This window comes from Enterococcus sp. AAFC-DPL-5182, from assembly GCF_058216605.1.
In genome coordinates this window covers 1,507,314-1,532,406 of sequence record NZ_CM177101.1, presented here as the reverse complement: position 1 = coordinate 1,532,406, position 25,093 = coordinate 1,507,314, and the positions used below count along the sequence as shown (strand labels likewise).

At 32.0% G+C, this 25,093-nt stretch carries 19 protein-coding genes and 2 pseudogenes; 4 read left to right on the top strand and 17 right to left on the bottom strand.

Features of this window, described 5'->3' with window-relative positions; all coding sequences use genetic code 11:
- Positions 1-192: 192 nt before the first annotated feature.
- Together AC4BB7_RS07060 and AC4BB7_RS07055 are read right to left on the bottom strand one after the other, a co-directional pair.
- Positions 193-2,427 carry a tetratricopeptide repeat protein gene (locus AC4BB7_RS07060; protein WP_490484867.1) on the bottom strand — a complete coding sequence of 745 codons (2,235 nt, stop codon included), beginning with the start codon at positions 2,425-2,427 and terminating at the stop codon, positions 193-195.
- A 247-nt stretch (positions 2,428-2,674) separates the two neighbouring features.
- Complete coding sequence (locus AC4BB7_RS07055; protein WP_490484866.1) at positions 2,675-3,472, bottom strand: GIY-YIG nuclease family protein; 798 nt, start codon at positions 3,470-3,472, stop codon at positions 2,675-2,677.
- Positions 3,473-4,167: 695 nt separating this feature from the next.
- Here AC4BB7_RS07055 and AC4BB7_RS07050 point away from each other — a divergent pair.
- Positions 4,168-4,287 (top strand): annotated as a pseudogene (locus AC4BB7_RS07050) (site-specific integrase); the annotation flags it as partial.
- Positions 4,288-4,604: 317 nt separating this feature from the next.
- On the opposite strand, the gene AC4BB7_RS07045 reads toward AC4BB7_RS07050, so the two are convergent.
- The 9 genes from AC4BB7_RS07045 to AC4BB7_RS07005 all read right to left on the bottom strand — a co-directional run bounded on the left by AC4BB7_RS07045 (position 4,605) and on the right by AC4BB7_RS07005 (position 14,787).
- Entirely contained in the window at positions 4,605-5,795 is a 1,191-nt protein-coding gene (locus AC4BB7_RS07045) for a Wadjet anti-phage system protein JetD domain-containing protein (protein WP_490484865.1), read from the bottom strand.
- Complete coding sequence (locus AC4BB7_RS07040; protein ID WP_490484864.1) at positions 5,779-9,000, bottom strand: ATP-binding protein; 3,222 nt, start codon at positions 8,998-9,000, stop codon at positions 5,779-5,781. Before AC4BB7_RS07040 ends, AC4BB7_RS07045 begins: the two co-directional genes overlap by 17 nt.
- On the bottom strand, positions 8,978-9,613 hold the full coding sequence (locus AC4BB7_RS07035; RefSeq protein ID WP_490484863.1) for a DUF4194 domain-containing protein: 636 nt from the start codon (positions 9,611-9,613) through the stop codon (positions 8,978-8,980). Before AC4BB7_RS07035 ends, AC4BB7_RS07040 begins: the two co-directional genes overlap by 23 nt.
- Positions 9,610-10,947, bottom strand: coding sequence for a Wadjet anti-phage system protein JetA family protein (locus AC4BB7_RS07030; RefSeq protein ID WP_490484862.1), 1,338 nt, complete (start codon positions 10,945-10,947; stop codon positions 9,610-9,612). The genes AC4BB7_RS07035 and AC4BB7_RS07030 overlap by 4 nt, the downstream gene beginning before the upstream one ends.
- 305 nt (positions 10,948-11,252) lie before the next feature.
- A complete protein-coding gene (locus tag AC4BB7_RS07025; protein WP_490484861.1) occupies positions 11,253-11,873 on the bottom strand; it encodes a Fic/DOC family protein in 621 nt (206 codons plus the stop codon).
- Positions 11,866-12,054, bottom strand: coding sequence for a hypothetical protein (locus AC4BB7_RS07020; protein ID WP_490484860.1), 189 nt, complete (start codon positions 12,052-12,054; stop codon positions 11,866-11,868). Before AC4BB7_RS07020 ends, AC4BB7_RS07025 begins: the two co-directional genes overlap by 8 nt.
- A gap of 205 nt (positions 12,055-12,259) precedes the next feature.
- Positions 12,260-13,141: a DUF3037 domain-containing protein gene (locus AC4BB7_RS07015; protein WP_490484859.1), complete on the bottom strand. Its 882-nt coding sequence runs from the start codon at positions 13,139-13,141 to the stop codon at positions 12,260-12,262.
- Positions 13,105-14,088 carry a HipA family kinase gene (locus tag AC4BB7_RS07010; protein WP_111248314.1) on the bottom strand — a complete coding sequence of 328 codons (984 nt, stop codon included), beginning with the start codon at positions 14,086-14,088 and terminating at the stop codon, positions 13,105-13,107. The genes AC4BB7_RS07015 and AC4BB7_RS07010 overlap by 37 nt, the downstream gene beginning before the upstream one ends.
- Positions 14,089-14,577: 489 nt before the next feature.
- Positions 14,578-14,787, bottom strand: a complete 210-nt coding sequence (locus AC4BB7_RS07005; RefSeq protein ID WP_111248315.1) for a helix-turn-helix domain-containing protein — start codon at positions 14,785-14,787, stop codon at positions 14,578-14,580.
- Positions 14,788-15,323: 536 nt separating this feature from the next.
- On the opposite strand from AC4BB7_RS07005, the pseudogene AC4BB7_RS07000 reads away from it, so the two are divergent.
- Together AC4BB7_RS07000 and AC4BB7_RS06995 are read left to right on the top strand one after the other, a co-directional pair.
- Positions 15,324-16,752: pseudogene (locus tag AC4BB7_RS07000) on the top strand (IS1182 family transposase).
- 110 nt (positions 16,753-16,862) lie between these two features.
- On the top strand, positions 16,863-17,174 hold the full coding sequence (locus AC4BB7_RS06995; protein ID WP_490484858.1) for a hypothetical protein: 312 nt from the start codon (positions 16,863-16,865) through the stop codon (positions 17,172-17,174).
- 493 nt (positions 17,175-17,667) lie between these two features.
- Here AC4BB7_RS06995 and sufB read toward each other — a convergent pair whose 3' ends face one another.
- The 5 genes from sufB to sufC form a co-directional block, all read right to left on the bottom strand.
- Complete coding sequence (sufB, locus tag AC4BB7_RS06990) at positions 17,668-19,062, bottom strand: Fe-S cluster assembly protein SufB (RefSeq protein ID WP_010772886.1); 1,395 nt, start codon at positions 19,060-19,062, stop codon at positions 17,668-17,670.
- Positions 19,063-19,139: 77 nt separating this feature from the next.
- Positions 19,140-19,604 (bottom strand): Fe-S cluster assembly sulfur transfer protein SufU, encoded by a 465-nt coding sequence (gene sufU / locus AC4BB7_RS06985; protein ID WP_010772887.1) that lies wholly within the window; start codon positions 19,602-19,604, stop codon positions 19,140-19,142.
- Positions 19,591-20,826, bottom strand: coding sequence for a cysteine desulfurase (locus AC4BB7_RS06980; RefSeq protein WP_490484857.1), 1,236 nt, complete (start codon positions 20,824-20,826; stop codon positions 19,591-19,593). Before AC4BB7_RS06980 ends, sufU begins: the two co-directional genes overlap by 14 nt.
- Positions 20,823-22,109, bottom strand: coding sequence for a Fe-S cluster assembly protein SufD (sufD, locus tag AC4BB7_RS06975; RefSeq protein ID WP_490484856.1), 1,287 nt, complete (start codon positions 22,107-22,109; stop codon positions 20,823-20,825). Before sufD ends, AC4BB7_RS06980 begins: the two co-directional genes overlap by 4 nt.
- 14 nt (positions 22,110-22,123) lie before the next feature.
- On the bottom strand, positions 22,124-22,894 hold the full coding sequence (sufC, locus tag AC4BB7_RS06970; protein WP_490484855.1) for a Fe-S cluster assembly ATPase SufC: 771 nt from the start codon (positions 22,892-22,894) through the stop codon (positions 22,124-22,126).
- Positions 22,895-23,233: 339 nt separating this feature from the next.
- Between sufC and hemH the strand changes: the two genes are divergently transcribed.
- Positions 23,234-24,175, top strand: coding sequence for a ferrochelatase (hemH, locus tag AC4BB7_RS06965; protein ID WP_490484854.1), 942 nt, complete (start codon positions 23,234-23,236; stop codon positions 24,173-24,175).
- 45 nt (positions 24,176-24,220) lie between these two features.
- Here the strand turns inward: hemH and AC4BB7_RS06960 are convergent, their stop codons facing one another.
- Positions 24,221-25,072, bottom strand: a complete 852-nt coding sequence (locus AC4BB7_RS06960; protein WP_490484853.1) for a MetQ/NlpA family ABC transporter substrate-binding protein — start codon at positions 25,070-25,072, stop codon at positions 24,221-24,223.
- Positions 25,073-25,093 lie beyond the last annotated feature (21 nt).

The following is a 25,093-nucleotide window of genomic DNA, read 5'->3' as shown; positions in this document are numbered from 1 at the left end:
CAAGATTATTAATTATTAAAGCTAAACATTGTATTTAGAAAAAACCTTTTCATAATGAAAATATAACATAATCGATTCTAACTTATTAATTTTTTTCAATTGATTTTTTACATTATAGAGTTTATGTGTACACCTATAAGAGACAATTTTTAAATTACTCTTCAAAAAGTAACTGTTTAAGTAAAGTATTTATTAATATCTAATTTTAATAGTAGAATTTTTAATAATTGTTTTAGGTGACTTGAGTTCAACAATTGGGCGCCAATAACTACAGTCGTCGCTATTAACACCGAAAACAACTTCTTCGAGTACTACGGTGTCAATTTCTAAATAGAGTTTAGGACTGTTTAAGTCATACTTAATATTAAAAATATCATCTTCAAATTTTGATACTATAGCCAATAATCTATATTCGTCCTCATATTCATATATTGAATTTTTAATTAAAAATTTGATCCTATCTAATTCAGAAGAAACAAACTGACTTATAAAATTTAATAATTCAGGCTCATCTATTTCCTCAACTAAATCACTAAGAGTTAAAAGGTCATTGACTACTTTGTTTAAAAAAACATTATCAAATTTATCTACAGTAGTAGAATCTTCTATATAATAAATTTTATACAGAGAAGCTTTCTCATTTAGAGTATAATAATTCCCTTTTCCAGTTAGGTAATTATATGTTTTTAAACTCATATTTTCTTCTTCATAATATTTACTTTTCTCAAATGGTAGATTACTGAATCCTAAAGATACGCCTTGGCTATCATTACCATACATTGACCACATAGGTATTGCATCACTATTTGATGTTAAAGATGCAATAAATGCACGACTAACAACATGATTAGGTTCTAATATTTCATTCAAATTATGACTTTTATGACTCTTCGATATTATATTTAATAAATATTTTCCTTCCTCAGGATCATTCATGTAGTCAGTATTATATAATCGAATTTTGATATTGTTATCTTCTTTATTTTTATTAACCTGCCTCCCTAAATTAAGTATGCTGCCTAAAGTACTTAACGACGTATATTGATATAGTGTTAACTTTTTATCTTGTTTAACAGATAAACTATCTTTAAAATTGTTTATATTTACTAATAATTTTATTATATTAGAGTATAATTTTCTTTTGTCATTGAAAAATTGTTCAGTGCTAAGCACTAATTCATATAAATTACTATTATAAGAATATAACTTTTGAAAAACAATATTAAATTCCTCAATAGATACTTTTTTCAATAATCTTTTAACATCTTCAAGTTCAATTTGAAAATTTCCTAGATTAGATAATAGAAGAACTAAGGCTTCACAAAAATCACTCATTTTTTCTAAGACAAATGATAACCTTCTCTTATATAAAACATTTTTTTTGTCAATATAAATAGCTTTTTGATACATTTTTTCAGCTTTTTCAAAGTCCTTCAAATTTATATATAATTCACCTAACTCAGCATAAGGAATATCGACATTTGAATCTAGAAAGATACTTTTTTCAAAATATTTTATTGCTTGTTCAAATTTTTTTTTCTCACTATACAACTTGCCTAAATTATAATAAGTGCTACCAATATTTGGATCTATATCAATAGCCTTATTATAGCTATTTTCAGCTTCTTTATATTTGTGTTGGAGATAGTATGTGTATCCTAAGTTATTATGTGCAGAGGTATCATTTGAATCTACATCAATAGCTTTTAAATAGTTCATTTGAGCCTTTTCATATTTGTTTTGTAGTAAATATAGATTACCTAAATTATAGTATGCTAATTCAGAACCAGCATTTATTTTAATAGCTTTCTTGTAGTATTTCTCTGCTTCTTGAAATTTATTTAGTAGTACATACAAATTACCTAGATTATTACATGCTATTTCGTTACTACTATCTAAAACTATAGCTTTTTTAAAAATTTTCTCTGCATCACTATACCGTTTCTGCTCTACATACAAACTTGCAAGATCATCATAAGGAAGAACATATTGAGGTTTATTTTCAATAGATTTTATATACATACTTTCTGCTTCAGAATAGTCACCTCGTTCAAAACATATTTTCCCATAATTATACAATGCTTCTGGCAATTTAGAGTTTATATTAAGTGCTTCTTTATAAGATTTTTCTGCCTCAAAGTTCTTATTTTGATCCTTATATAAATTACCTAAGTTGTTATGTATAGAAGCAATATTTGAATTCTTTTTTATAGCTTTTTTATAATATCGTTCAGCTTTAGAATATTGATTTTGCTTTTTATACAAATTACCTAGGTCATAGTAGGGTTCATATCTTTTAGGATTCATTTCTTTAGCTTTATTAAGATTTTTTTCTGCCTCATTATAATTTCCAGCTTCCGTTTGAAGTTCACCTAATAAAAGTTGTTTCATAAACTCATTTTCTGAGGATAATTTATTATTTCTCAATTTTTTTCTCCCTTTTAGTAATTTTAAATAATATTTTATCATATAAAAACAATTACAATACAATCATATTACTCATAAAAAAATCAATTTTTGAATATTCTTTCAGTCTTACTTTAAATTCCATTTACAATACATATTTTCAAAAATAAAAATCAACTATAAAACAAATTAAGAAGACACAATGTAGGCTTATCAACTCATTTTTTTCTACAGTCTAATACTAGAATTATCTAATGTTTAATCTTTTTTATAAAATTTCTTTTATTGACTTTGGAATATAATTAATTCCTTTCATAAAATCCTCAAATGTATACTCTAACCATTCAGTTGGAAAAGTAAACTTTGATTTATTTTTTCGTATCGTATTTTTGAATAGTTCAAATTCTTGATAATCGTCTACATGCAAGAAGTCCCCTCCTCGCACTTTGTAACATCCTACTAACTTCATTAAATTGATTGTTGCTTGTGTCTCCATTTTTAAATATGAAAATTCACTTGAAACACCTAAATCTTGAACAAATAGAATACATTTAGGTTTATATCTCTTTGTATATAGGGCTGAATGTGCTTTACTATTTGTGTGTTGATAAAATCTTTTGTCAGGATTTTTACTAATTCCTACATAATATCGCCCGTCCTCTAAGGATAGACAATATATATACTTTTTTTCCGAAATTAATTCAATGTTTTTTTTAGTAGGCAGTTGTATAGAACCTTCATAGGTTAGTATTCTATGCTTAATCAAAGTTCTTTTTAAAATCTTCTGATCAGAAACCACATATTTCCCACCTCTTACATTTTCCCATCCATATTGTTGCATGTATTTAATTACTAAACTGTTAACTAAGATTTCTATTTCAGCACTTTCTAAGTTTGAAATATCTTTTGATTCAACAATAGATAGTGGTTTGTATTTCTTTGTCCATATAGCTCCTTTTCCATCAAATTGTTTTTCCATTGTTTTTTTGTAATTAGATGTATATCCAATATAATAATTATTTTTTTCTAACTTTAATACGTACAATATTTTTCCAGTAGTTTTCATTTAATCATCCTTTCAGACAAAAGGTTCTATATAATTTTATCACATATAAAAATAAGGTCTATCCATTATTTAAATAAATTTAGAGATAATTTTATTCCTAATACATTCGTTTCTATTCTATTTGTTGTAATGTGTTACCCAACTCACAAAATTAACTTTTAATATTGTCTATCTCTTCCGAATCGACATCGGAGAATACAATTTTTTTTCTAAATAGAGCTATTTTAGCTAATGATTTTTTCATCTTTAATATCAATTGCTAAGTAATATTTCAAGAAATTTACTATTAATTTATTTTTTGCTTGCAATTTTTCTTTCTCACAAAAAATCCTTTACTATAAAAATATCAGTGAACTATCACGCACTTTGTTAATTGAATCCACTTTATCTTTTTTTTATTTAATTCTTTCAAAAATTTTACGAACAATACCTTCAAAAAATGTTGAATCTAAGTATTTTACGTAGTTGTTACTTACCTATATCGCTTTCTTGTTTGTTAAGATAAACTAAAAGTCCCCCTTTTTCCTCTTTACTTCCTTTTCCAGATAAATAAATTTTTTGATATACAACCTAAGTCTTCTAAAAGAATAATTAGCGCTATTGGCTTGTGTTTAATGGTTCTAGTTCAATTAATGGTGAATGAAGTCATTTTCGTTTTAGCAAAGATAGTTCTAGCTTCAAAATATCCTAATAAAGAAGCTGGCAAGGTGGTTCAACAACGATTAGGGCATGAATTAGACAGCTATACACATATTACGAACAACGCACCTAAGAAAACTGGTCAAGACTTTGCTGATACGATGGCTCATCAGTAAAAAAGCTGGTCATTTCTAGTATCAAGGTAAAATAAAAAAGCTAGAATCCTTATACATCAAGGGTTCTAGCTCCTATAACAGGTTTATCCAACACTGCCTTCCAATACCGATTTTTGATTGAGATAAGTTGAAATATCAGTCATATCAAGGGTTTTAGGTGGTTAGGGATTTTAAATCTTTCAATGGTTTTCATTGATTTTGAAGTCAACCGGTGTAAGTTTCGGTGTATAAAAATATGACCTTTCGTGGGCGAACGTTTGGTAGGTATCCAACACTGTTTACATATCTCTAATCCATCCAGCTTACCATTTAGTACATTATTCAAAATAAACTATCTCTTGTTCCAATTTAATATTCTGCTCTAACATCGTCTCAAATACTTCTAAAGGATGTTTCTGATATAAAACTTTTAATCTTCTATGATCATTTGCACTTAAGTTTTTTCCATAGCTTTGGTATTTTAATAACGTCTCTTTATCCATAGCCAATGTTTGAAATGGAATACCAGTCTGTTCCTTTAAATGAAAAAAGATTTCAAATCCTCCCACATCAATATCTCCGAAATGTAAATATCTCTTCTGGGGAAATTTCTGATAAATTAGCTGTAAAAATTCTCTTCTAATCCGATTATGAAAACCACCTAGATACATTACTAATTGATTATTCGGGATAAAATCATGAAAAGATGTTAAATTTTCTATTGTTATTACTTGGTTACTTAATAATTCTTTTATCCTTATTTTGGAAGCCATTTCTGGAGATAATCCTATCGCACCATCATCTTCTCTAAGAATTATAACTGATTCACCTATACTAAAAGTCATATTTCCTTTCAGATAAATAAAACTTGGATTTTTAGTTATATTAAAATACTCTAGTAATTCTTTTGATTCAAATAAAGAGACAGAATCATCTACTTGTTGAATTAATTGCACAATCCTATTTTCGATTGAAGAAAACTTTTTTGTATCAGCAAAATTTTTTTGAGAAAATCGTCTAACTGAAATTTCTTCATCTTGGTTATACAATGCAATCAAGGTATTAAAAAGTTCTTTCAGTTCCTCCACACTTTCAGTTGGAACATATTTTTTTATTGAATATTTAGTCGTCAATTGCTCAGCAAAAAACTGGCAGTACAATTTTATACTTTTGTATTGTTCCTGATATTGCAGACAAGTGCTCATTAACTCTTTTCTTTTTTTATCTGGCTCTTCTTTGCCTAAATAGTGATAAATTTCTTCTAACTTTTCAAGATTTAAGAAAATTTTTGTAACAAATTGATCTTCAAATTCAAGTCTAACCCAATGTTCATTATCTAATTGAGCAAATAAGAAATTATACTCCTCAAACCTTTGGTAATAATTCGAAGTATCAAAATATGTTGCATCATATTCTAAGATTGAAAGCGCGATTTGTAGCTGTCGATTTGAACCTTTTTTGGATAACACACTTTTTTCATACTTGCCAATTAGAACTTCTACTAATTCTTTTTTAGATATTTTTTTCATGATATAACTCCATAGCGAATGATTTATTCCCTCTTCTAGTAACACCAACAGCTGTCTGTACATATGGCAAAATTGTAGACAATCGGTTAGGTGGCACAACAACTATAATTTGAATGTTTAAGTTGTTATAAAACTTCATCATTGCTTTAATTCGAGCCTCATCCATGTTATTAAAAGCTTCATCAAATAACACAACGCAACCAGCATCTATAATACTAAGTTTGTGTAACATCTGTTCAAAACAAGAGGCAATTGTAACATAAAAAGGTGTTTGCGTTTCCCCACCTGATTTTTCTTTAATAACACTGGAGAGCTTAGTGATATCCCCGTTTTCATTCGTCACAATGATGTCATACGACATATAATTACGATAATCCGTATATTTTCTAAGTTCGCGTTCATCTTTTCTTTCATCATCAAAGTAAGCTAATTTATTAAACAACGTCTCCATTAAATCACGTTCTTGATCCATAAGGCTATCTAGAAATAAATTGTCCATATATAAAGAATTATTCCCAGTAACAATCTCACAATATTGTTTAAAGGCCGGATCAGGATTGGCTTCATAAACAAATTTATAAGTATCTCCATTAAAATTTTGTCTTTCTAGACCACGATTTAGTTCTTTGATACTTTTCTTCGCTTTATTTATATTATCTGAGAGTTTTGCAACAAAGCTCTCATTAAAAGCTTTTTCGCTTTTTTCTTTAGCTAAATTGAGACTGTCTTTGGTGCGAATAATATCTATTTCATTTAATTGATTAAATTTATCTAGATATTGCTGAATATTATCTAAAGAATTTCCATATCCAAGACTTGTTCTATTATTAAATTTGATCATACAATCTTTTAACAGCATTACTTTATTATCATTCTCACGATTTATTTTTTGCTGTTTTGATTGAACTTTCTTACCAGTATCATTAAGAGAATTTCTGTTCTCTGTTAAAAATTTTACAAGTTGTAGCTGAGCTTCTTCAAAAATATCAATATTTTCTAGTCTATACTTTTCCCTCGCTTTAGAAAACAATTCAAGCTGTTCATTTGTAATAGCCAAATGGCTTTCAGATTGTTCAATAGAATTTTTATGACCGCCACTTTGCTCTCTTAGTTTGTTAATATCACTTTCATACTTCTCTACAACAAATTTTAAATTTTCTAATGCTTCAATTTTAGACATGAGTCCAACATCATTTTTTAATGTAGCTAGTAAACCTTCTTTAGAAGTTTTACTTTCTAAAGAGTCCCAATAAGTTTCTAGATGATGATCAAAACTTTTTAATTCAGTCGGATTAATTTTTTCGAGAGCTGAAAATACTTTTTCTTTTTCTTTTTTTTGACTCTCTATCTCTTGCTGTTCCTGTCTGAATTCAATTAAAGTTTCTCGTTCATTTTTTAACTGTGTTTCAAATGCTTGTTTTCCAATATAAGGTTTATTGTATATCTTTGGATGGATAGCATATACAGAATATTGGCTATAGGTCATACATTCTTTCGTAATTGCTATAGGATGATTCCTCAAATTTGCCACTTCATCTACACATTTTACTCGACCAAGTAAAAAATTGATGTACCCTTGAGCAAATTGATTCTTACAGATTAATTGTTGTGCTAATGTATTATTTTCTGCAGTATATTCTCTAGTTTTACTCACATCGACTACACGCACACCATATATTTTTTCTTTTTGAGTATACTCTTTATAAATCTCCATTGCTTTTACGAAGTATTTTGGCTCGACAATCAAATTAAAACGATTCTTTCCTAAAAAACCTTCTGCCGCATTTCTCCACGATTCATCTTTCATTTCTAATAGCTCACACAGAGGTTTTACCTCAATCGGTTCTTCATAAAATTTGTATAACTCTCTTATCAAAACCTCTTGTAGCTTTTTAGTTTCATCTGGGTACTTGAACTGACGCTTTTCAAGCAAACGAATTAAATTCGTACTTCTCTTAATCTTCTGCTTTACTTCATTTAAATCAGAGTCAAATTGAAAGAGTTCTTTACTATATTGGTCTTTTACAGTACGTAATTTTTTTGAAAACTCTTCTAAATGACCTGCTCTTTTTTCTGGGACTGACTCTTTAGAGGAAAGTAACTTTTCATCTAAAGAGAAATTTACAACTTTTAAATTAAGATTGGTTTCTTTTAATAAAGCGAGATACCTTTTGTAGTTAGACTCTTCTTTATCCAATGTCATTTTTAAGTTCATTAATTCTCTTTCAGCCTCATTAATTACTTGCAACTCATTATCATTTTCAAGTTGAAACTTTTTTCCTTGGCTTTCTTTTAAATTTCTCTCTTTTATCGGTAATTGCTCTTCAATTATTGACAATTGACGTTTTTTTCTAGCAAGATCTTCCATATATCGTGACCTATTATTGAGAAGATTCTTCTCTTTTAGCAACTCTTCCATCAATTTTATAATTCTTAATTGTCTACTTCCTTCTTCGATTTCAAAATAGCATTCTCTGATTTGTGTCAATTCACTTAAATTTTGCTCTTCTTCTATCAGTTTTTGATTAATTGCGCGATAACTACGGATGCTTTCTCTAAGTGATTCAATATCTACTGGTTCATCATCTAATAAAAATTGGAAAATGAAGCTATTTAAATCTTCAACAGGTTTAAATGCTAAGGCTTTTGGAACTAAATCCATATATGTTGATTTAACACCTAAGGCAGTTGCAAACATCATATTTCTTTGCGCAGTTCTAGTAGGGATATCTATTTGAATATTTTGATTTTTTAAATAATAACGAAAATCTGTCATATCTCTGACCTTTTGATTATCAATAAACCACTCCTCTTGAAGTGGAGAATTAACTTTATAAAAGTGTGCTTTTGGTTGTTGTTGCTTTTCAACTTCAATTACAGCACCTAAAACTAAATGAGAGGTTACATCTCCTCCAGTTTGAAATTCTAGCGCAACATGAGCAACAACAAAATCATCACGTAAAAACTTTTTTCCTTCTATCCCTAACTTACCTCGAACATAACCTTCTAAAGTTCGAGTACTTTTTTCATTAGCAGCCATATTAAACTTTGTTTTTCCTGCAGTCAAAATATATTGAATCGCATCAAGGATTGTTGATTTGCCACTTTTATTGTCCCCAGACATTAAAACATTACCTTCTATTTGTATCGTTTGATTATCAAACATATGCCAGTTAATTAATTTAATCTTCGTCAATTTCTTCATCAACTATCTCCTCCTTTCTCTCATACGTCTGAATTTGTTGCTCTAATTCTTCTAACGTTTTAGTAGAAACAACATAGATAATTGATGGTTGAATAATAATAATAGTTTCTAAATCAGTTAACTCTCCAGAATAATCGCATAAGTTATGTCTCTTAAATAATTGAATAATTTGTTTAAATTCAGTTTTAGGGATGGAATTCTCAAATAAGCCTGTAGCTAATAATTCTTGATAAACTTCTTCTGATGAAGTAGCTATTTTGTCAATTAACGAGATTTCATGTTGCTTTTTAAAATAGAGTTTTCTAAGAATTAACAATGCGATAGATTGAACTTTTGTGAGGTTCAATCTATTAAGAGAACTAGCTGGATATAATCCAATAACACCAAGTACTTTATCAAAAATCATTTCATAATTTAAAATTGAAAAATAATTTTCGAACATTTTTTGATTGGGAATGATAGCATAATAATTTTTTTTATCCTTTTCGTGGTCTCTACAAATAAAATTACGTGTCAATAAACGATTCGCTAACATCGCAAATTGCTCTTGCTCTTTTTCTTCAAAATGACGGTATGCCAAATAAAAATGCTGACTATTCTCTGCTAAACTCATAATTTCCTCCTAATGACATAATCTCTAAAAATGGTATCTTGCTGATAAACCTCTTTATCTAAAACTTCAATTGTGTAATTCGCGCCATAAGAAAACGCATAAATATAAATGAGAACATAATAGGCTTTATTATCTAAAACACATTCAGACGCACACACTTCATACTTTTCTTCAAGTAATCTAGAGACAAACTTCTCAATATTCGCCTGTGAAAATTGACTAGATTGCATTAAAGTTTTTTGAAACTCTCTCTTTTCATGCTCAGTTAGTTCCAATTGCATGCCAATATTACTTTCTCCAAGTATTTTCTTTCTTCTAGGCGTTGCCAATGAGTATTGATCGATCAATTTTACTTGGCTTAAGAATAATGTTTCAGAATAATCATCTATCTGACTTATTTTTCTAATCAGTACATTAATACTTCCCTCAATATCTGCAGTCTCATTAAGTAAAAAGCTGATTCGATTAATCGCTGAAGAAATAAATCGCTTATTTTTATCATTGATTTCCTTTAAAATAATATCAACAGATTCAAATTGTTCTTTTATATAAACTAATTTTTCATACAATTCCTCATGAATCTCAATATAGTCTTTTTTTGCTGTATCCATTAGACGTTCGGCAATCTCATCTAATAAATATTCATCATCCAAAATCCTGTTAATTGCATCAATAATTTTTCCTTTATATTTATTTGGATGATCATTTGTCATTAGATGATAGTATGCTTTATCCACCACATTTAGTTGGTATTCATCAGCTAACAATAAAAATAATTGGTTTAAATCATCTTTTATCCCATCATCTAAAATCTTTTGAATGTATTTCTTTATACTTGTGTTCAATTGTTTTAATTGAGAAAAAAATTCTTTTGTTTGATGATAAGCAGAATCAATACTTAATTCTTCACGGCCATCATAAGTAAAGTTTTCAAATAACTTATAGATTGTATAAACATTTCTGGAATAAGATAATTCTGAGTCTTGTTTAAAATTTGTAATAAATTCTAAAAAGGCGTAGCCAATATCACTCAATGAAATGATCCCTTGATAATTCAAATTAATATCACCACTTAACCAACCAGTATTTTCAAACCTACTTAAAAAAGCACGAGCTCTTTCTCTGGAGGTTTGTTTTTTATCTTCAAACAAATTTGCTTTCTCCAAAAAATAGTTTTCAAACATTGAAATGACTTGATGTTTCGTCAATGTATGTTCTAATTCCTCATTCACCTGTTTGTATAGTAAAAGCAAACAGTCACTATATTCATCTCTATTTTCACCGCTCAATACACTAAAAAAATTTGCTGGAACTACTTCGAATATGTTTTTCATATAATCTCCTTCACACAAATAAATAAAGCGTTATCATTCCTGTTTTTTTATTAAGTTATCTGTAAATTAAATACAACACTATTTAGAATTTCCATCTACATATATGTACACTTAAAATTATATCACAATTTGTAAGGAAATCTTGAAAAAATAACAATAAAAAATATTAAATAAGTTCTATTAGTATCGTTAGTTGAAAGCTCAATCGAAGTAATTAAAATATTCATTCCAAAATTATATTTTGCACAATAAAAAAGACAGAAATACCTCATTCAAAGTATTTCCGTCTTTATCTCACAAATTTATCATTCAACTACTTTCTCCATTACGGAACTGATTAATCTCTCCAAGAGCTTCACATCTGAATAAACAGTTCCATCCATGTATTGCTTATAAACTTCATCTTGACCATCAACATTAATCAACACTTCGTATCCCTTAGCCAACCCTAAAACCCGAATGACTTCACGCTGTGTTCTCCCGTTACCTTCTCTGAATGGATGCATATAATTGAGATTATCCAAAATATTAGCTAACTGACTTGCAATTTGTTCTTTTGTTTGAGCATTGCCGTGGTATTCTTCAATCAAAAAATCCATATACTGCTCTCCAGTACCAAAAGACTGCATAGCCATAAAAGATTTTCCTTGCTTTGAAATATTTACTTTCCTGTAGTTGCCAGCCCATATATATAATTCTGAAAATAATTCATGATGAATTTTGCAAACATCTTTCATCGAATGAACCATAATTGGCGAAAGGAAGAGATCAAGCGCCTTAATTTTCACTAACTGATATTCCTTTTCCATCAGCTCATCAAAGTTTTCTATATTCAGCTTATTTTTTAGAACAGAAGAATCAGGATACGTATACTCATTATCAGGGTCAACATAATAATACGTGTCATATACAGGAAATTTATCCATGGAGTTGCTCTTTATTTTTTCTGATAATGTATTGTTTCATCTCTTCAACATCGTGTTTTTCAGGCTCCCAGCCTTCAATCATATTTGTACTCAAAGCATACCAGACACCTTTAAAATCTTTTTGGGAATCAAATTGTACACCCATAATTGTTAATTTTGATTTATCTATATTTAATGACATAGCACGCACATCCTTTGATTCGTAGTTAACTACTATTATACTAGATTTTAGGCTAATTTTCAGTAAATAAATCCTAACTTGTATTAGTTAATTGGTTTAAGTTGAATTCTACTACTAAAAAATACAAAGGAATTTTTAAAAGTAAAAGATAATTAATAGCACAATAAAATAAGCTAAACTGCGATTAACAGTCTAGCTTATTTCATTATGAAACAAATTCTTTTATATTTTCAATGTTACCAGCGTGGTTTTCAATTCTGAAAAGCTCATTATTAAAATCCATTTCACCCTTTTGAGAAAAAATATCAAATATCTCAATTCGTTCATCTTTATTATTTAAAAACTGTAACATTTGAATCATAGTTTCATCTTTATTACTTTCGGCTTCTGAATTGTATAAAATTGATATTTTTTCTGAATAATCATAGTTATTAGAAATAAAGCTCATTCTATCTAACCATTCATACGATGTATTCAACTTGTCTGGTGCAGAGTGAATCATACTCAATTTATTTGATTCAACATACCCAAAATCAATTGTATAGTTTCTAGGAATATTTTCAACGATTCTTAATTTCACATTTGGCTGAATAATTTGAGACAACGCAGTTCTCTGATTAATTAATTTTGTTGCTTTCCTTTTAACTTGCATAGAATTTACGCCAGTTTCCTCTTTTAAAAACTTAGTTCCGACATATTCCTTTAATAGAGTATCAAATAAATCATCAATATTGGAACTTTTTGCAAATCTGTTTTCTGTAAATATAAAACCCTTTGGTAATTCTTGATTATTAACTTGAGCAATAAAAGAACTAGAATGTGCATTGACAGCAAAAAATGTATCATTTTCATCTATAGATTTCATCAAAAATTCCATATAGTTTAGCCCAAATTTATAGGTGTCTTTTTCTATTTTGGATGTAAGTATACTTTTTAACTTTGAATTATTTTCACTTATAAACTTATACTTAACAACTCCATCATCTGGCGTATTTAGTATCACTCCAACATTTAATAGTTCTCCCTTAATCACATCTGACAAATATCTTACTATGGTGTACCATGCGACTTTCCTCGAATTGTCCAATCTAAAGCACCTCCCCTATGATTAGAAAAAACATCAGTTAATGCCAATTGATTAATTATAAATCTAACATTCATCTTTTGTCTAATTAAAAAATTCAAATATTCATTTTTTTGAATTTGTCCTTCTACAACCCATTCATCTGGAATTTCATTTAGCCACGTTATAATTTCAGACTCTTGAATAGCTTCAATTGATGTTACCACTTCAATAAATGGATTACCATTTTCTAAATCAATATTTTGCTCCAGCCCTTGAAAAACACTGCCAAAAGATAAACCAGTACCACTAATATCTCTTAAATTTTTAAGATAATAAATTATATAATCATTTATTGGTTTGTCATTTTCTCTCAAAAGATTAACTTTTCCGATATTATAAAAAGGATTGCCAAAGCAATGCCCATGATCTATCGCAAACATTAACCTCTTACCAACGCTATCTCTTCCAACCATAATGTTTCCATCATTACCAAATCTATCAAAATTATGAGTTAAAATATCAAAACAAATAATATTGGGTATAGCCTCTTTATTATCAATATTTCTAAAAAATGAATTCCACGCTCGCTTAACTCTAGGTTGACCGTTTTGGAGAGCTAAATCATGATCGGCCATTAAATTATCTTCAACATCTTCAATTTGTTCCGTAGCAAAATATAACCCTTTTTTAAATTTATCTGAGAATCGTAAATCTGGGTTATTTTCAATAAAATCTTGTTCTAGTTCTATTATAGCAAAATTTGGTACAGGAACACCTAGGCTCAAAGCCATTTGAGCACATAATAATTCTTGAAATAAACAAGCATTTTGTTTTGTGCCTTGTACAATATCATTTTTCAAAAAATAAATCTTGCCATTATCAGCTTTAATTTTTACTGGTTTAGACTGCCCTACTTGTGACGCTATACTACTGAGATGGGTATCTGCATAGTGCTTATCTACTGCCATACTATATCTTAACTCCTTTAAAAAATTATATTTAGTAACTCACTTAATTTTAAAACCTCACTTTATGATACCATTTTATTGAACAGAAAACATTCAAAATTTAATTTTTCTTATACTATTTGTGAATTATTGGTTATTGTGACTACCACCTATAAAATACTAAAATCATGTCACTTTTATTAAACTTATCCAAAAATTTATTTATTTTTATTATACAAAAAGTTTTTCATCAACAAATAGTCAAGTGAATTACATATTAAAGCGAAGTAAAAGTATCCTTTTCTAAGTGAGCAGATAGATGAATTAAAGTCCATATAGAGTCTTATTTAATCAAAAAAAGCCAATTCCTACCACTAATTATTGGAAATAACTTGTTTTTTTATTTTAAATTATTATCTCAGCACTGTTCTGTTTTTTTCTTATCAAGCAGATAATCAATACTCATACTAAAATAAGCAACTATATTGACCAAGCTGTTAACTGTCTATTTTATTTTTTCAACAACTCATAAGGACTCACTTCTAACGCAAGAGCTATCTTTTCAATATTATCAATTGAAACATTTCGTTTTCCTCGTTCAATATCAGAGATATAGGTACGATGTAAATTACAAGCAAAAGCAAGTCCTTCTTGGGATAGATTTTTATCTTGCCGAATAGTTTTAACATTATTCGCAAAAGTAACTCTCAATGAAGTCATATTGGCTCGTTTCCTTTCTCTTATTGACTGTGTTCTAACGTCATGATATAATCTTTGTATACTTTAAGTCTACAGACTATAAGTTACGTTTTTTTAATATCTAAATAAAAAATACTTTGCTATTTAGCGCCAACTAAATAATAAAGTAAGGATGGATAGCGTACACTATCAACCAAAAGAACTTTTTCCTAATCAATTAATAGGTTTATTTGCAATACTTTTCTATTGTAATAGACCTTGAAAATATAGGTGAAAAGCGGTGTTGGAGTGTATCCAATACCGCTTTTTATTTGCATATCGAGAAATAATATTAGTCAAGTTTAGATTTAAAGCAACAAAAAAAGTGGCTCTTCAAAGTTTAGCGCCAACCAAACAATGAAGACTTGTATGAATAGCGTACACTAAACATACAAGTTGCCACAAATATTGATGCATAATGCATCAATCAGACTGTAGACAAACGCCTAAATTTGGAGTGTTGTTTACAGTTTTTTTGTTTTATACTAATTGTATAAACTATTTTGGGAGTGATTCTAATGATGAAAAAACAATCTGTTGAAGGTAGAAATCAATTTGCTATGTTAACGCTTGATGATCTTGTACCGAAAGATCACCTAGTTCGAAAAATTGATGCCGCGATTCAATTTGATTTTATTTATCCCATTGTAGAATCTACCTATTCGACCTTAGGTCGCCCTAGTATTGACCCGGTGATCTTAATTAAATTAGTTTTTATCCAATATTTATTTGGTATTCGTTCGATGAGACAGACAATTAAAGAAGTCGAAACAAATGTTGCTTATCGTTGGTTTTTAGGCTTTTCTTTTAACGAAAAAGTCCCTCATTTCTCCACATTCGGTAAAAATTATGTCCGAAGATTCAGAGAAACCACTTTGTTTGAAGACATTTTCTCTCATATTCTAGAACAAGCTGTAAAAGCTGGTTTTGTTACGGAAGACAACCTTTATATTGATTCTACTCATATCAAAGCAAATGCCAATAAACATAAATTCACGAAAGAAATGACCTACAGTCAAGCAAAAGCCTATCAAGATGAATTAGAAGATGAAATAAATAAAGAACGTATTGCGACGGGAAAACGCCCTTTTACATGGGACACAGAAAGTGAGTTGAGTCTTCGAAAAATAAGTTATTCAGACCCAGAAAGTGGTTACTATGTTAAAAGCGAACGAGAAAAACAATTTGCTTATTCTGCACACACTTCTTGCGATGACAATGGATTTGTCTTATCTACGCTAGTCACACCAGGAAATGTACATGATAGTCAAGTCGCAATTACTCTGGTTAAACAGTCAAAAAGAGCTTTTCCAAATATAAAACGTGTTGTCGCTGATGCGGGATATAAAAATCCGAAATTTGTTCATTTTCTGACACACTTGAACCTTTATCCAGTTCTTCCCTATACTGCACCTCATGGTGTGAAAGGGATGTTTCGTAAAAATGACTTTGTCTATGATGACTATTTTGATTGTTATTTATGCCCTAATAATCAACCGTTGCTATTTTCAACAATTACTCGTGAGGGCTATAGGACATATAAATCAAATCCAAAATTCTGTATGAGCTGCCCGTTACTTAAAACTTGTACATTGAGCGCAACACATCAAAAAGTTGTGACTCGACATATTTGGGCTGATCTGATGGACGAACTTGAGCACCAGCGCCATACAGCGTTGAATAAAGAAATCTACAAAAAGAGAAAACAAACCATTGAACGAATATTTGCAGATGCAAAAGAGAAGCATGGGATGCGTTGGACGAACTATCGAGGGATTGAAAAAGTCGCCACGCATACGATGCTTACGTTTGCTACCATGAATTTAAAGAAACTGGCTACATGGCTATGGAAAGAAGAAAAGCCTATAGCTTTTCGTTTCAAAATTAAGTATAGGATAGCCAAAAGGAGCTGGTTTAATTACCAACTCCTTTTTGTCTACAGTCTGATTGATGCATAATGCATCAATATCTCTTATTTTACCTAATTGTAAATAAATTATCTACTACTTTCTTTATTTGCTAGGTAAAATTTGAAAATTAGATGAGGAGGATTTTTTATGAACCAAGAAAACGGAACAGTTCTTAAAACAAAAAATAAACAACCAATCAAAGCAATTTCTTATCAAGACCTGTATCTTCTGAAAGATACCCTTGAGCAACTCCAATCATGGACAGCTGTACTCGAATTGTTAGACGAATTTTTTGCCAATAGACTACTTCCACTAGACAAGAAAAAAATCATTAAAGAATTTCATTCTTTATCTCGGATTTATGGCATGTTTATGGACGATTTTTCAACTTGTACAGATGATTTAGAAAATCAAGTTGAGAAATTGATGGTGAAAGAAAAAGTCAAAGTCTCACAATAATTTATTTGCTATTTTGCTTGATTCTATGGAAGAAGGTAGCTTTTATTTACAAAGACAATACAAACAACATCGACAAACGGTGGGCATGTTACTCTGAAACGCTCCGAGAACTAGCTAAAGCATTTGCTATTTTATGAGTTCCTCGTGCACTAATAGAAGCCCTAGACCAATTAAAGAAATCAATAGCGTCGTTAGGAAACCGTACTGATCTGTTGATTTCTTTTATAGTGTTTTATAGATCTATAGCAAACTTACTTAATTACTTCGATAGGATAGATTTTTGCAACTTTCAAATCTTATTCATCATTATTTTAATCTTTCTGATATCTTGATAAAATACACGATTCATCTGATTCAACCTCTTAGCAATTTGATTGATGTTTACACTATTTTTATTAAACCTAAGTATAACAATGACATATTTTCTATTTTTAGACAAAGAAAAAAGACAGAAACACCTTAATTAAAGCGTTTCTGTCCAATAGCTCTAAATTTAACCAACAGACCCTTCCATCTCATAACTAATCAATCGATTCAACTCAACCGCATACTCCATCGGCAATTCCTTCGTAAACGGCTCTACAAATCCCATAACGATCATCTCAGTCGCTTCAACTTCAGTCAATCCACGACTCATCAAGTAATAAAGCTGTTCTTCCGAAATTTTCGAAACCTTCGCTTCATGTTCCAAAGCCACTTGGCTGTTATGAATCTCATTAAACGGAATCGTATCTGACTTCGATTTATCATCCATAATAATCGTATCACACTCAATATGTGAAATCGAACCAGCACTATCTTTTCCAAACGTTACTTGACCACGGTAATTCACTTCACCGCCGTCTTTGGCAATTGATTTAGAAACGATCGAACTTGATGTGTTTGGTGCGTTATGAATCATTTTCGCCCCTGTATCTTGGATTTGGTTTTCCCCAGCAAATGCAATTGAAAGCATTGTACCGCGAGCGCCTTTTCCATCAAGATAAACACTTGGGTATTTCATCGTTGTTTTGGCACCTAAGTTACCATCGATCCACTCAACGGTTGCGCCTTCGTAAGCTTTGGCACGTTTTGTTACTAAGTTATACACGTTATCAGACCAGTTTTGGATGGTTGTATAACGTGTATAGGCGTCTTTATGTGTAAAGATCTCAACGATCGCTGCGTGTAAGCTATTGCTTGTATACGTAGGTGCTGTACAGCCTTCTACGTAGTGAACACTGGCGCCTTCATCCACGATAATCAGTGTACGTTCAAATTGTCCTGTATTTTCCGCATTGATTCGGAAGTAGGTTTGTAACGGTACATCCACACGAACCCCTTTTGGTACATAGATAAACGTTCCACCAGACCAAACCGCTGAGTTTAGTGCTGCTAATTTGTTATCTGTTGGTGGGACTAATTTTGCGAAGTATTTTTTGAAAATATCCGGATATTCTTTCAACGCTGAATCTGTATCTGTAAAGATGATTCCTAATTTTTGGAATTCTTCTTTCATATTGTGGTAAACCACTTCTGATTCATATTGCGCTGAAGCTCCAGCTAGATACGCACGTTCTGCTTCTGGAATTCCGATTCTTTCAAAAGTTTCTTTGATTTTATCTGGAACATCATCCCAGTCACGAGCGGGTTTGTCACTAGCTCTTTGGAAATATTTGATTTTTTCAAAATCGATATCCGATAAATCAGGACCCCATTCTTGCATGGCCATTTTGTTGAATTGTTCCAATGATTTTAAACGAAACTCCAACATCCATTCTGGTTCTTCTTTCTTACGTGAAATTTCTCTAACGACTTCCTCTGTTAGTCCATTTCCCGTACTGAAAATTGGTTTCACATCATCATGAAAACCAAATTGATATTCTTCTAACTCAGGTACAGTACTCAAATTATCTCACGCTCACTTTCTTAGGTTGAGAATCAAACGATTAGTTTCGGGTTATTTGATTTCTCACTAATTTTCTATTATTCGCAGTGTAATTGTCCTGCGGTTCCTTGTCCGTCATTTTCAACTGCTTGTTCTAATGCTTTCCAAGCAAGTGTTGCGCATTTGATCCGAGCGGGGAATTTTGCTACACCACTAAGCATCGCCGCATCGCCTAATTTTTCTTCTTCTGGTACGTCATTTCCTTGCACCAACTGAGAAAAATCTTCAGCCAGCTGTTCTGCTTCGGCTAATGTCTTCCCAATCACCGCATCTGTCATCATGCTGGCACTCGCTGTACTAATCGAACAACCGCTTCCGCTAAACGCAATATCTTTAATAACATTGTCTTGAATAGCCACTTGCAATTCAATCACATCGCCACAAGTTGGGTTATTCATTTCGATTTTCTTGCTTGATTCTGCCAACGTTCCATGATGATGAGGATGGCTGGAATGATCTAAAATCACTTGACGGTATAAATTATCTAATCTAGATAGAGCCATGTTGGAAAAACTCCTTTGTCGCTAAAATTGCTTCGATCAATCGATCCGCATCTGCTTTGGTGTTATAGAGATAGAAACTCGCACGAGCTGTCGCTGGAACATCTAAATACTTCAGTAATGGCTGCGCACAATGATGTCCTGCACGAACTGCCACACCTTCCATATCTAATGCCGTCGCTGTATCATGCGGGTGTAATCCATCTATATTAAACGCCAAGACACCTGTATGATGGGCTGAGTCTTGCGGTCCGTAAACTGTCAGACCTTCAATCGCCAATAGTTTTGGCAACACGTAAGCCACTAATTCTGCTTCATGTTGATGAATTTCTTCTAAGCCAATCTCTGTTAGAAAATCGATTGCCGCACCTAGAGCAATCGCTCCAGCAATATTTGGTGTTCCTGCCTCAAATTTCCAAGGCAGCTCTTTCCACGTACTATCATACAAATTCACGAAATCGATCATTTCACCACCAAATTCCACTGGTTCCATTTGATCTAGTAATTCACGTTTTCCATATAATACACCAATTCCAGTTGGACCACACATCTTATGCCCACTAAATGCATAAAAGTCAGCATCGATTGCTTGAACATCTACTGGCATATGGGGAACAGCTTGGGCACCATCGACAACTAAGACAGCACCGTGACTATGAGCCAGCTCAGCTAGTTGTTTGACTGGATTGATCACGCCTAAAACATTCGATACGTGAGCGATAGAAACGATCTTGGTTTTATCCGTGATTTGTTTTTTCGCACTTTCCATATCTAAAAAGCCATCTGCTGTGATCTCGATATATTTTAAGGTTGCGCCTTTTCGCTCTGCTAGTTGTTGCCAAGGAATAATATTAGAGTGATGTTCCATATAAGAAATCACGATTTCATCCCCAGCTTCAACCGCTAAATCACCGTAGCTTTTTGCAACCCAGTTTAAACTTGTGGTTGTGCCTCGGGTAAAGAGCGTTTCCGCTGTTTCTTTAGCATTGATAAAGGCTCTAACTTTTTCACGAGCGGCTTCATAATCTTTCGTGGCACGTTCTGCCAACGTATGCACACCACGGTGGACATTAGCGTTATCGTGTTCGTAATAATAAGTCAGTATATCTAAAACTGCTTTGGGCTTTTGAGTTGTTGCTGCATTATCCAGATAAACAAGCGGCTCGTCATTTACTTCTTGAAACAAGATGGGAAACTGCTGCCGAATCTTATCTGCGTTTATCATGCATTCAACTTCCCTTCGATTACGTCTACAAATTCTTTTTGCACATCTTTAACAGGAATCGCTGTGATCACTGAACCTAAGAAGCCACGTATAACCAAACGTTCCGCATCATCTTTACGTAAACCACGGCTCATTAAGTAGTACATTTCTTCTGGATCAACACGACCAACACTGGCTGCATGTCCTGCGGTTACTTCATTTTCATCGATCAATAAAATCGGGTTAGCATCGCCACGGGCTTTATCAGAAAGCATCAAAACACGACTTTCTTGTTGGGCATCTGCCCCTTTAGCTCCTTTTAGAATATGACCAATTCCGTTGAATGTTAATGTTCCACGCTCACGGATAACACCGTGTTGTAAAATATGCCCCACAGAGTGAGACGCTTTATTGGTTACACGAGTATCGATCCCTTGTGTTTGTTTACCGGCACTGATTGCCACAACTTTAACTTCTGAATGGGAGCCTTCTCCCACTAAATCAGAATCAAAATCAGCAACCACGTCACCATCATTCATCACGCCAAGCGCCCAATCAATAGAAGCATCACGCATGATATGACCACGACGGTTCATGTAAGTTGAAACATTTTCGCCTAATTGATCCACAGCTGAATATTTCACTTTTGAACCAGCTTTGGCAATCACTTCAACCACGATATTCGCTGAAACTTTGACTTTTTGATCGCCAATAGTTTGGAATCGTTCTAAATAGCTAAACTCACTATGTTCGTCTGCTACGATCAATACATGTTTGAAGAACGACTCTTCACTCGCTGAATCTTGAATAAAGATTGCTTCGATCGGTTCTTCGATGACAACATTTTTCGGTACATATAAGAATACACCGCTATTCATAAAGGCTGTATGGAAAGCCGTTAATTTATCTTCATCCATTTCAACCGCTTTGTTCATATAATATTCTTTGACTAAATCACCATGTTCTTGCAATGCTGTAAACATATCAGTGAAAATCACACCTTGATCGGCTAATTTCGCTGAAAGTTGTTCAAAGGCTGTGATCGACCCTTGTTGCACGATCACTGGGTTGTCTTTCATTGCGTCAAAGCTTGGGATGTTCATTGTCTCAGGTGCATACTCTTCAGTATTCACGTTAAACAAAGGCCAACGGTGAAATTTCACACGTTCGATCTTTGGTAATTCTAAGTTTTCAGCTTTTTCTAAAGCCGCTACACGTAAGTCGGTCATCCAAGTAGGTTCTTCGTTACGGGCTGAAAAAGCTTTAACGTCGTCAAGATAATTCGCTGTTGTTATTTCCTTCATTTATCTTGTCCTCCTTATGCTTCTTCTTTGTATTCGATACCTAATTCTTGGCTGATTCCTGCATAGCCTTCTGCTTCTAAACGTTTCGCAAGTTCCGCACCGCCAGTTTTCACTACACGACCTTCCATCATGATATGCACCACATCTGGTGTGATGTAGTTCAATAGACGTTGGTAGTGCGTGATGATCAACGCGCCAAAGTCTTCGCCGCGCATTTCGTTTACGCCTTTTGATACAACTTTTAAGGCATCGATATCTAAACCAGAATCGATTTCATCTAAGATTGCAAATGTTGGTTCTAACATCAATAATTGTAGGATTTCGTTCCGTTTCTTTTCTCCACCAGAGAAGCCTTCGTTTAGGTAACGTTCAGCCATTTCTTCTGGCATATTTAAAAGTTCCATTTTTTTATCTAATTTTTTGATGAATTCCATCACTGAAATTTTGTCATCTTCATCACGTTTGGCATTGATTGCCGCACGCATGAATTCAGCATTGGTGATTCCTGGAATTTCACTTGGATATTGCATTGCAAGGAATAAACCTAAACGGGCACGTTCGTCCACTTCAAGTTCTAATACATTTTCTCCGTCAAACAAGATTTCGCCTTCTGTGACTTCGTAATTAGGATTTCCCATGATCGCCGCAGATAAGGTTGATTTACCTGTTCCGTTAGGCCCCATGATTGCGTGGATTTCACCTGTTTTCATCGTCAGGTTAACCCCTTTTAAAATCTTTTTATCTTCGATTGATACGTGTAAATTTTTAATTTCTAAAACGGACATGTACAATTCCCTCCAACTTAAAATAATTATTTTATCGTTCTCATTCATTTTATCCTAATTGAGAATGATAAGCAATCTCTTTACTAGAATAATTCTTGTTTAATCTAGGTTTTGTTTGTGAAAAAATGGACTTAATTAGAATCTTTCTAAAATGGTTATTGTTCTCTTTTTTACTTTTTACGGACTTTCCCTCCTAATTATCAGTCAAATATCCACCAATAATTAGCAGACAGCTTTGATTTTCCTCAATCTTTGTGAGATAATTTACAACGATTTCAGAAAATTTTTTGACTAGAACAAAAATCATTTTGTCCCAGCCATCCGAAAAGAGGTTTTTTAATGTCTAAAAAAGGAATCATTATTGTTAATTTGGGTACACCAGACAAACCGGAAACGAAAGAGGTTCGTGCTTACTTAAAGCGTTTTTTAGGTGATAAACGAGTAATTGATACTAACCGTTTGATTTGGTTACCTGTTTTACATGGAATTATTTTACGAACTAGACCGAAAAAATCAGCTGCTTTGTACCAAAAAGTTTGGCAAGAAGCTGGTTCACCGTTACTTATTTATACTCAATCACAAACGGAACAGTTGCAAGAACGTTTTCCAGATCACATCGTCCGCTATGCTATGTCTTACAGTAAACCTTTGATTCCAGAAGTTTTAAAGGAAATACATGATCTAGGTGTTACCAATTTAACGATTATTCCATTGTATCCGCAATACTCAACAACAACCACTGCGCCGATATTTGATGAAGTAGCCAAATTTTATTTGAATGCTGAAGCAATCCCTAGTTTACATTTTATTCAATCATTTTACGATGAGCCATTATATATTGAAGCTTTAGCCAATCAAATCAAACAAGCATTAGCTGAAAAAGAGTTCGATAAGATTATTTTTTCTTATCACGGTATCCCGGTTTCTTACGTGGAAAAAGGAGATCATTATTTAGAGCATTGCGAGCAAACGACTCAAGCTGTAATGAAACAAGTTGGTGATGTTCCTTTCATCAGTACGTTTCAATCAAAATTTGGTCCAGCAGAATGGCTCACTCCAGCAACTGATCAAACGTTAAAAGAGCTACCTAAACAAGGGGATAAAAATATTTTGATCATCACTCCTGGGTTCGTTTCTGATTGTTTAGAAACAGTTGAAGAAATTGAAAAAGAAAATTACGGCTATTTTATGGAAAACGGTGGCGAACATTTCCACTATATTCATCCGTTTAATGCTGACCCGATCTTTGTTGATATCTTGGAGAAAATCATACAAAAATAGTAAAAAAGACAGAAAAATCAATTAAGATTTTTCTGTCTTTCGTTATTATTTATCAACTGGTTTAACTGATCCATCCCATTTTTCAAGAATCCAATCTTGGATTTCTTTGCTGTGTAATGCATCAACCAATTTTTTGATTTTATCGCTATCTTTGTCTTCTGAACGAACAGCCACAATATTTACGTATGGTGAGTTATCTTTTTCAAGTAAAACTGAATCTTTCAAAGGATTCAAGCCAGCACCATAAGCAAAGTTTGCATTGATCGCTACAAGATCTGCTTCGTCGTTATTATATGTTGTTGTTAGAACTTCTGGATTGATATTATGGATAAACTTCAAGTTTTTAGGGTTCTTGTCGATATCTTCAAATGTCGCTGTTTCTAAATCGACACCATCTTTCACTGTTACTAAATCCGCATCTTGTAAAATCGTAATAATACGACCCCAGTCAGATTCAGAGTTTGATGTAATGATCGTTGCGCCATCTTTTAAGTCCTTGATATCTTTGATTCGTTTTGAGTATAAGCCCATTGGCTCGATATGAATCCCGCCAGCATTTGCGAAATCATAATTGTTTTCTTTGACTTGTAAATTGAAGTATGGAATATGTTGGAAGTAATTCGCATCGATATCGCCTTCTGCCAAGTTTTTATTTGGTAAAATGTAATCATCAAATTGAACGATTTCTAAATCAATGCCTTCTTTTTTCAGAATTGGTTTTACTTGTTCTAAGATTTCAGCATGTGGTGAAGCAGATGCACCGACTTTTAAAACGGATGATTCTTTTTCAGATCCCGCTGACTTACTATCATCTGTTTTGTCTTTTGCTCCTCCACAAGCGACTAATCCAAACGTCACAACTGCTAATGCTGCTAAACCGAATAATTTCTTTTTCATATTTATTTCCTCCAATTATTT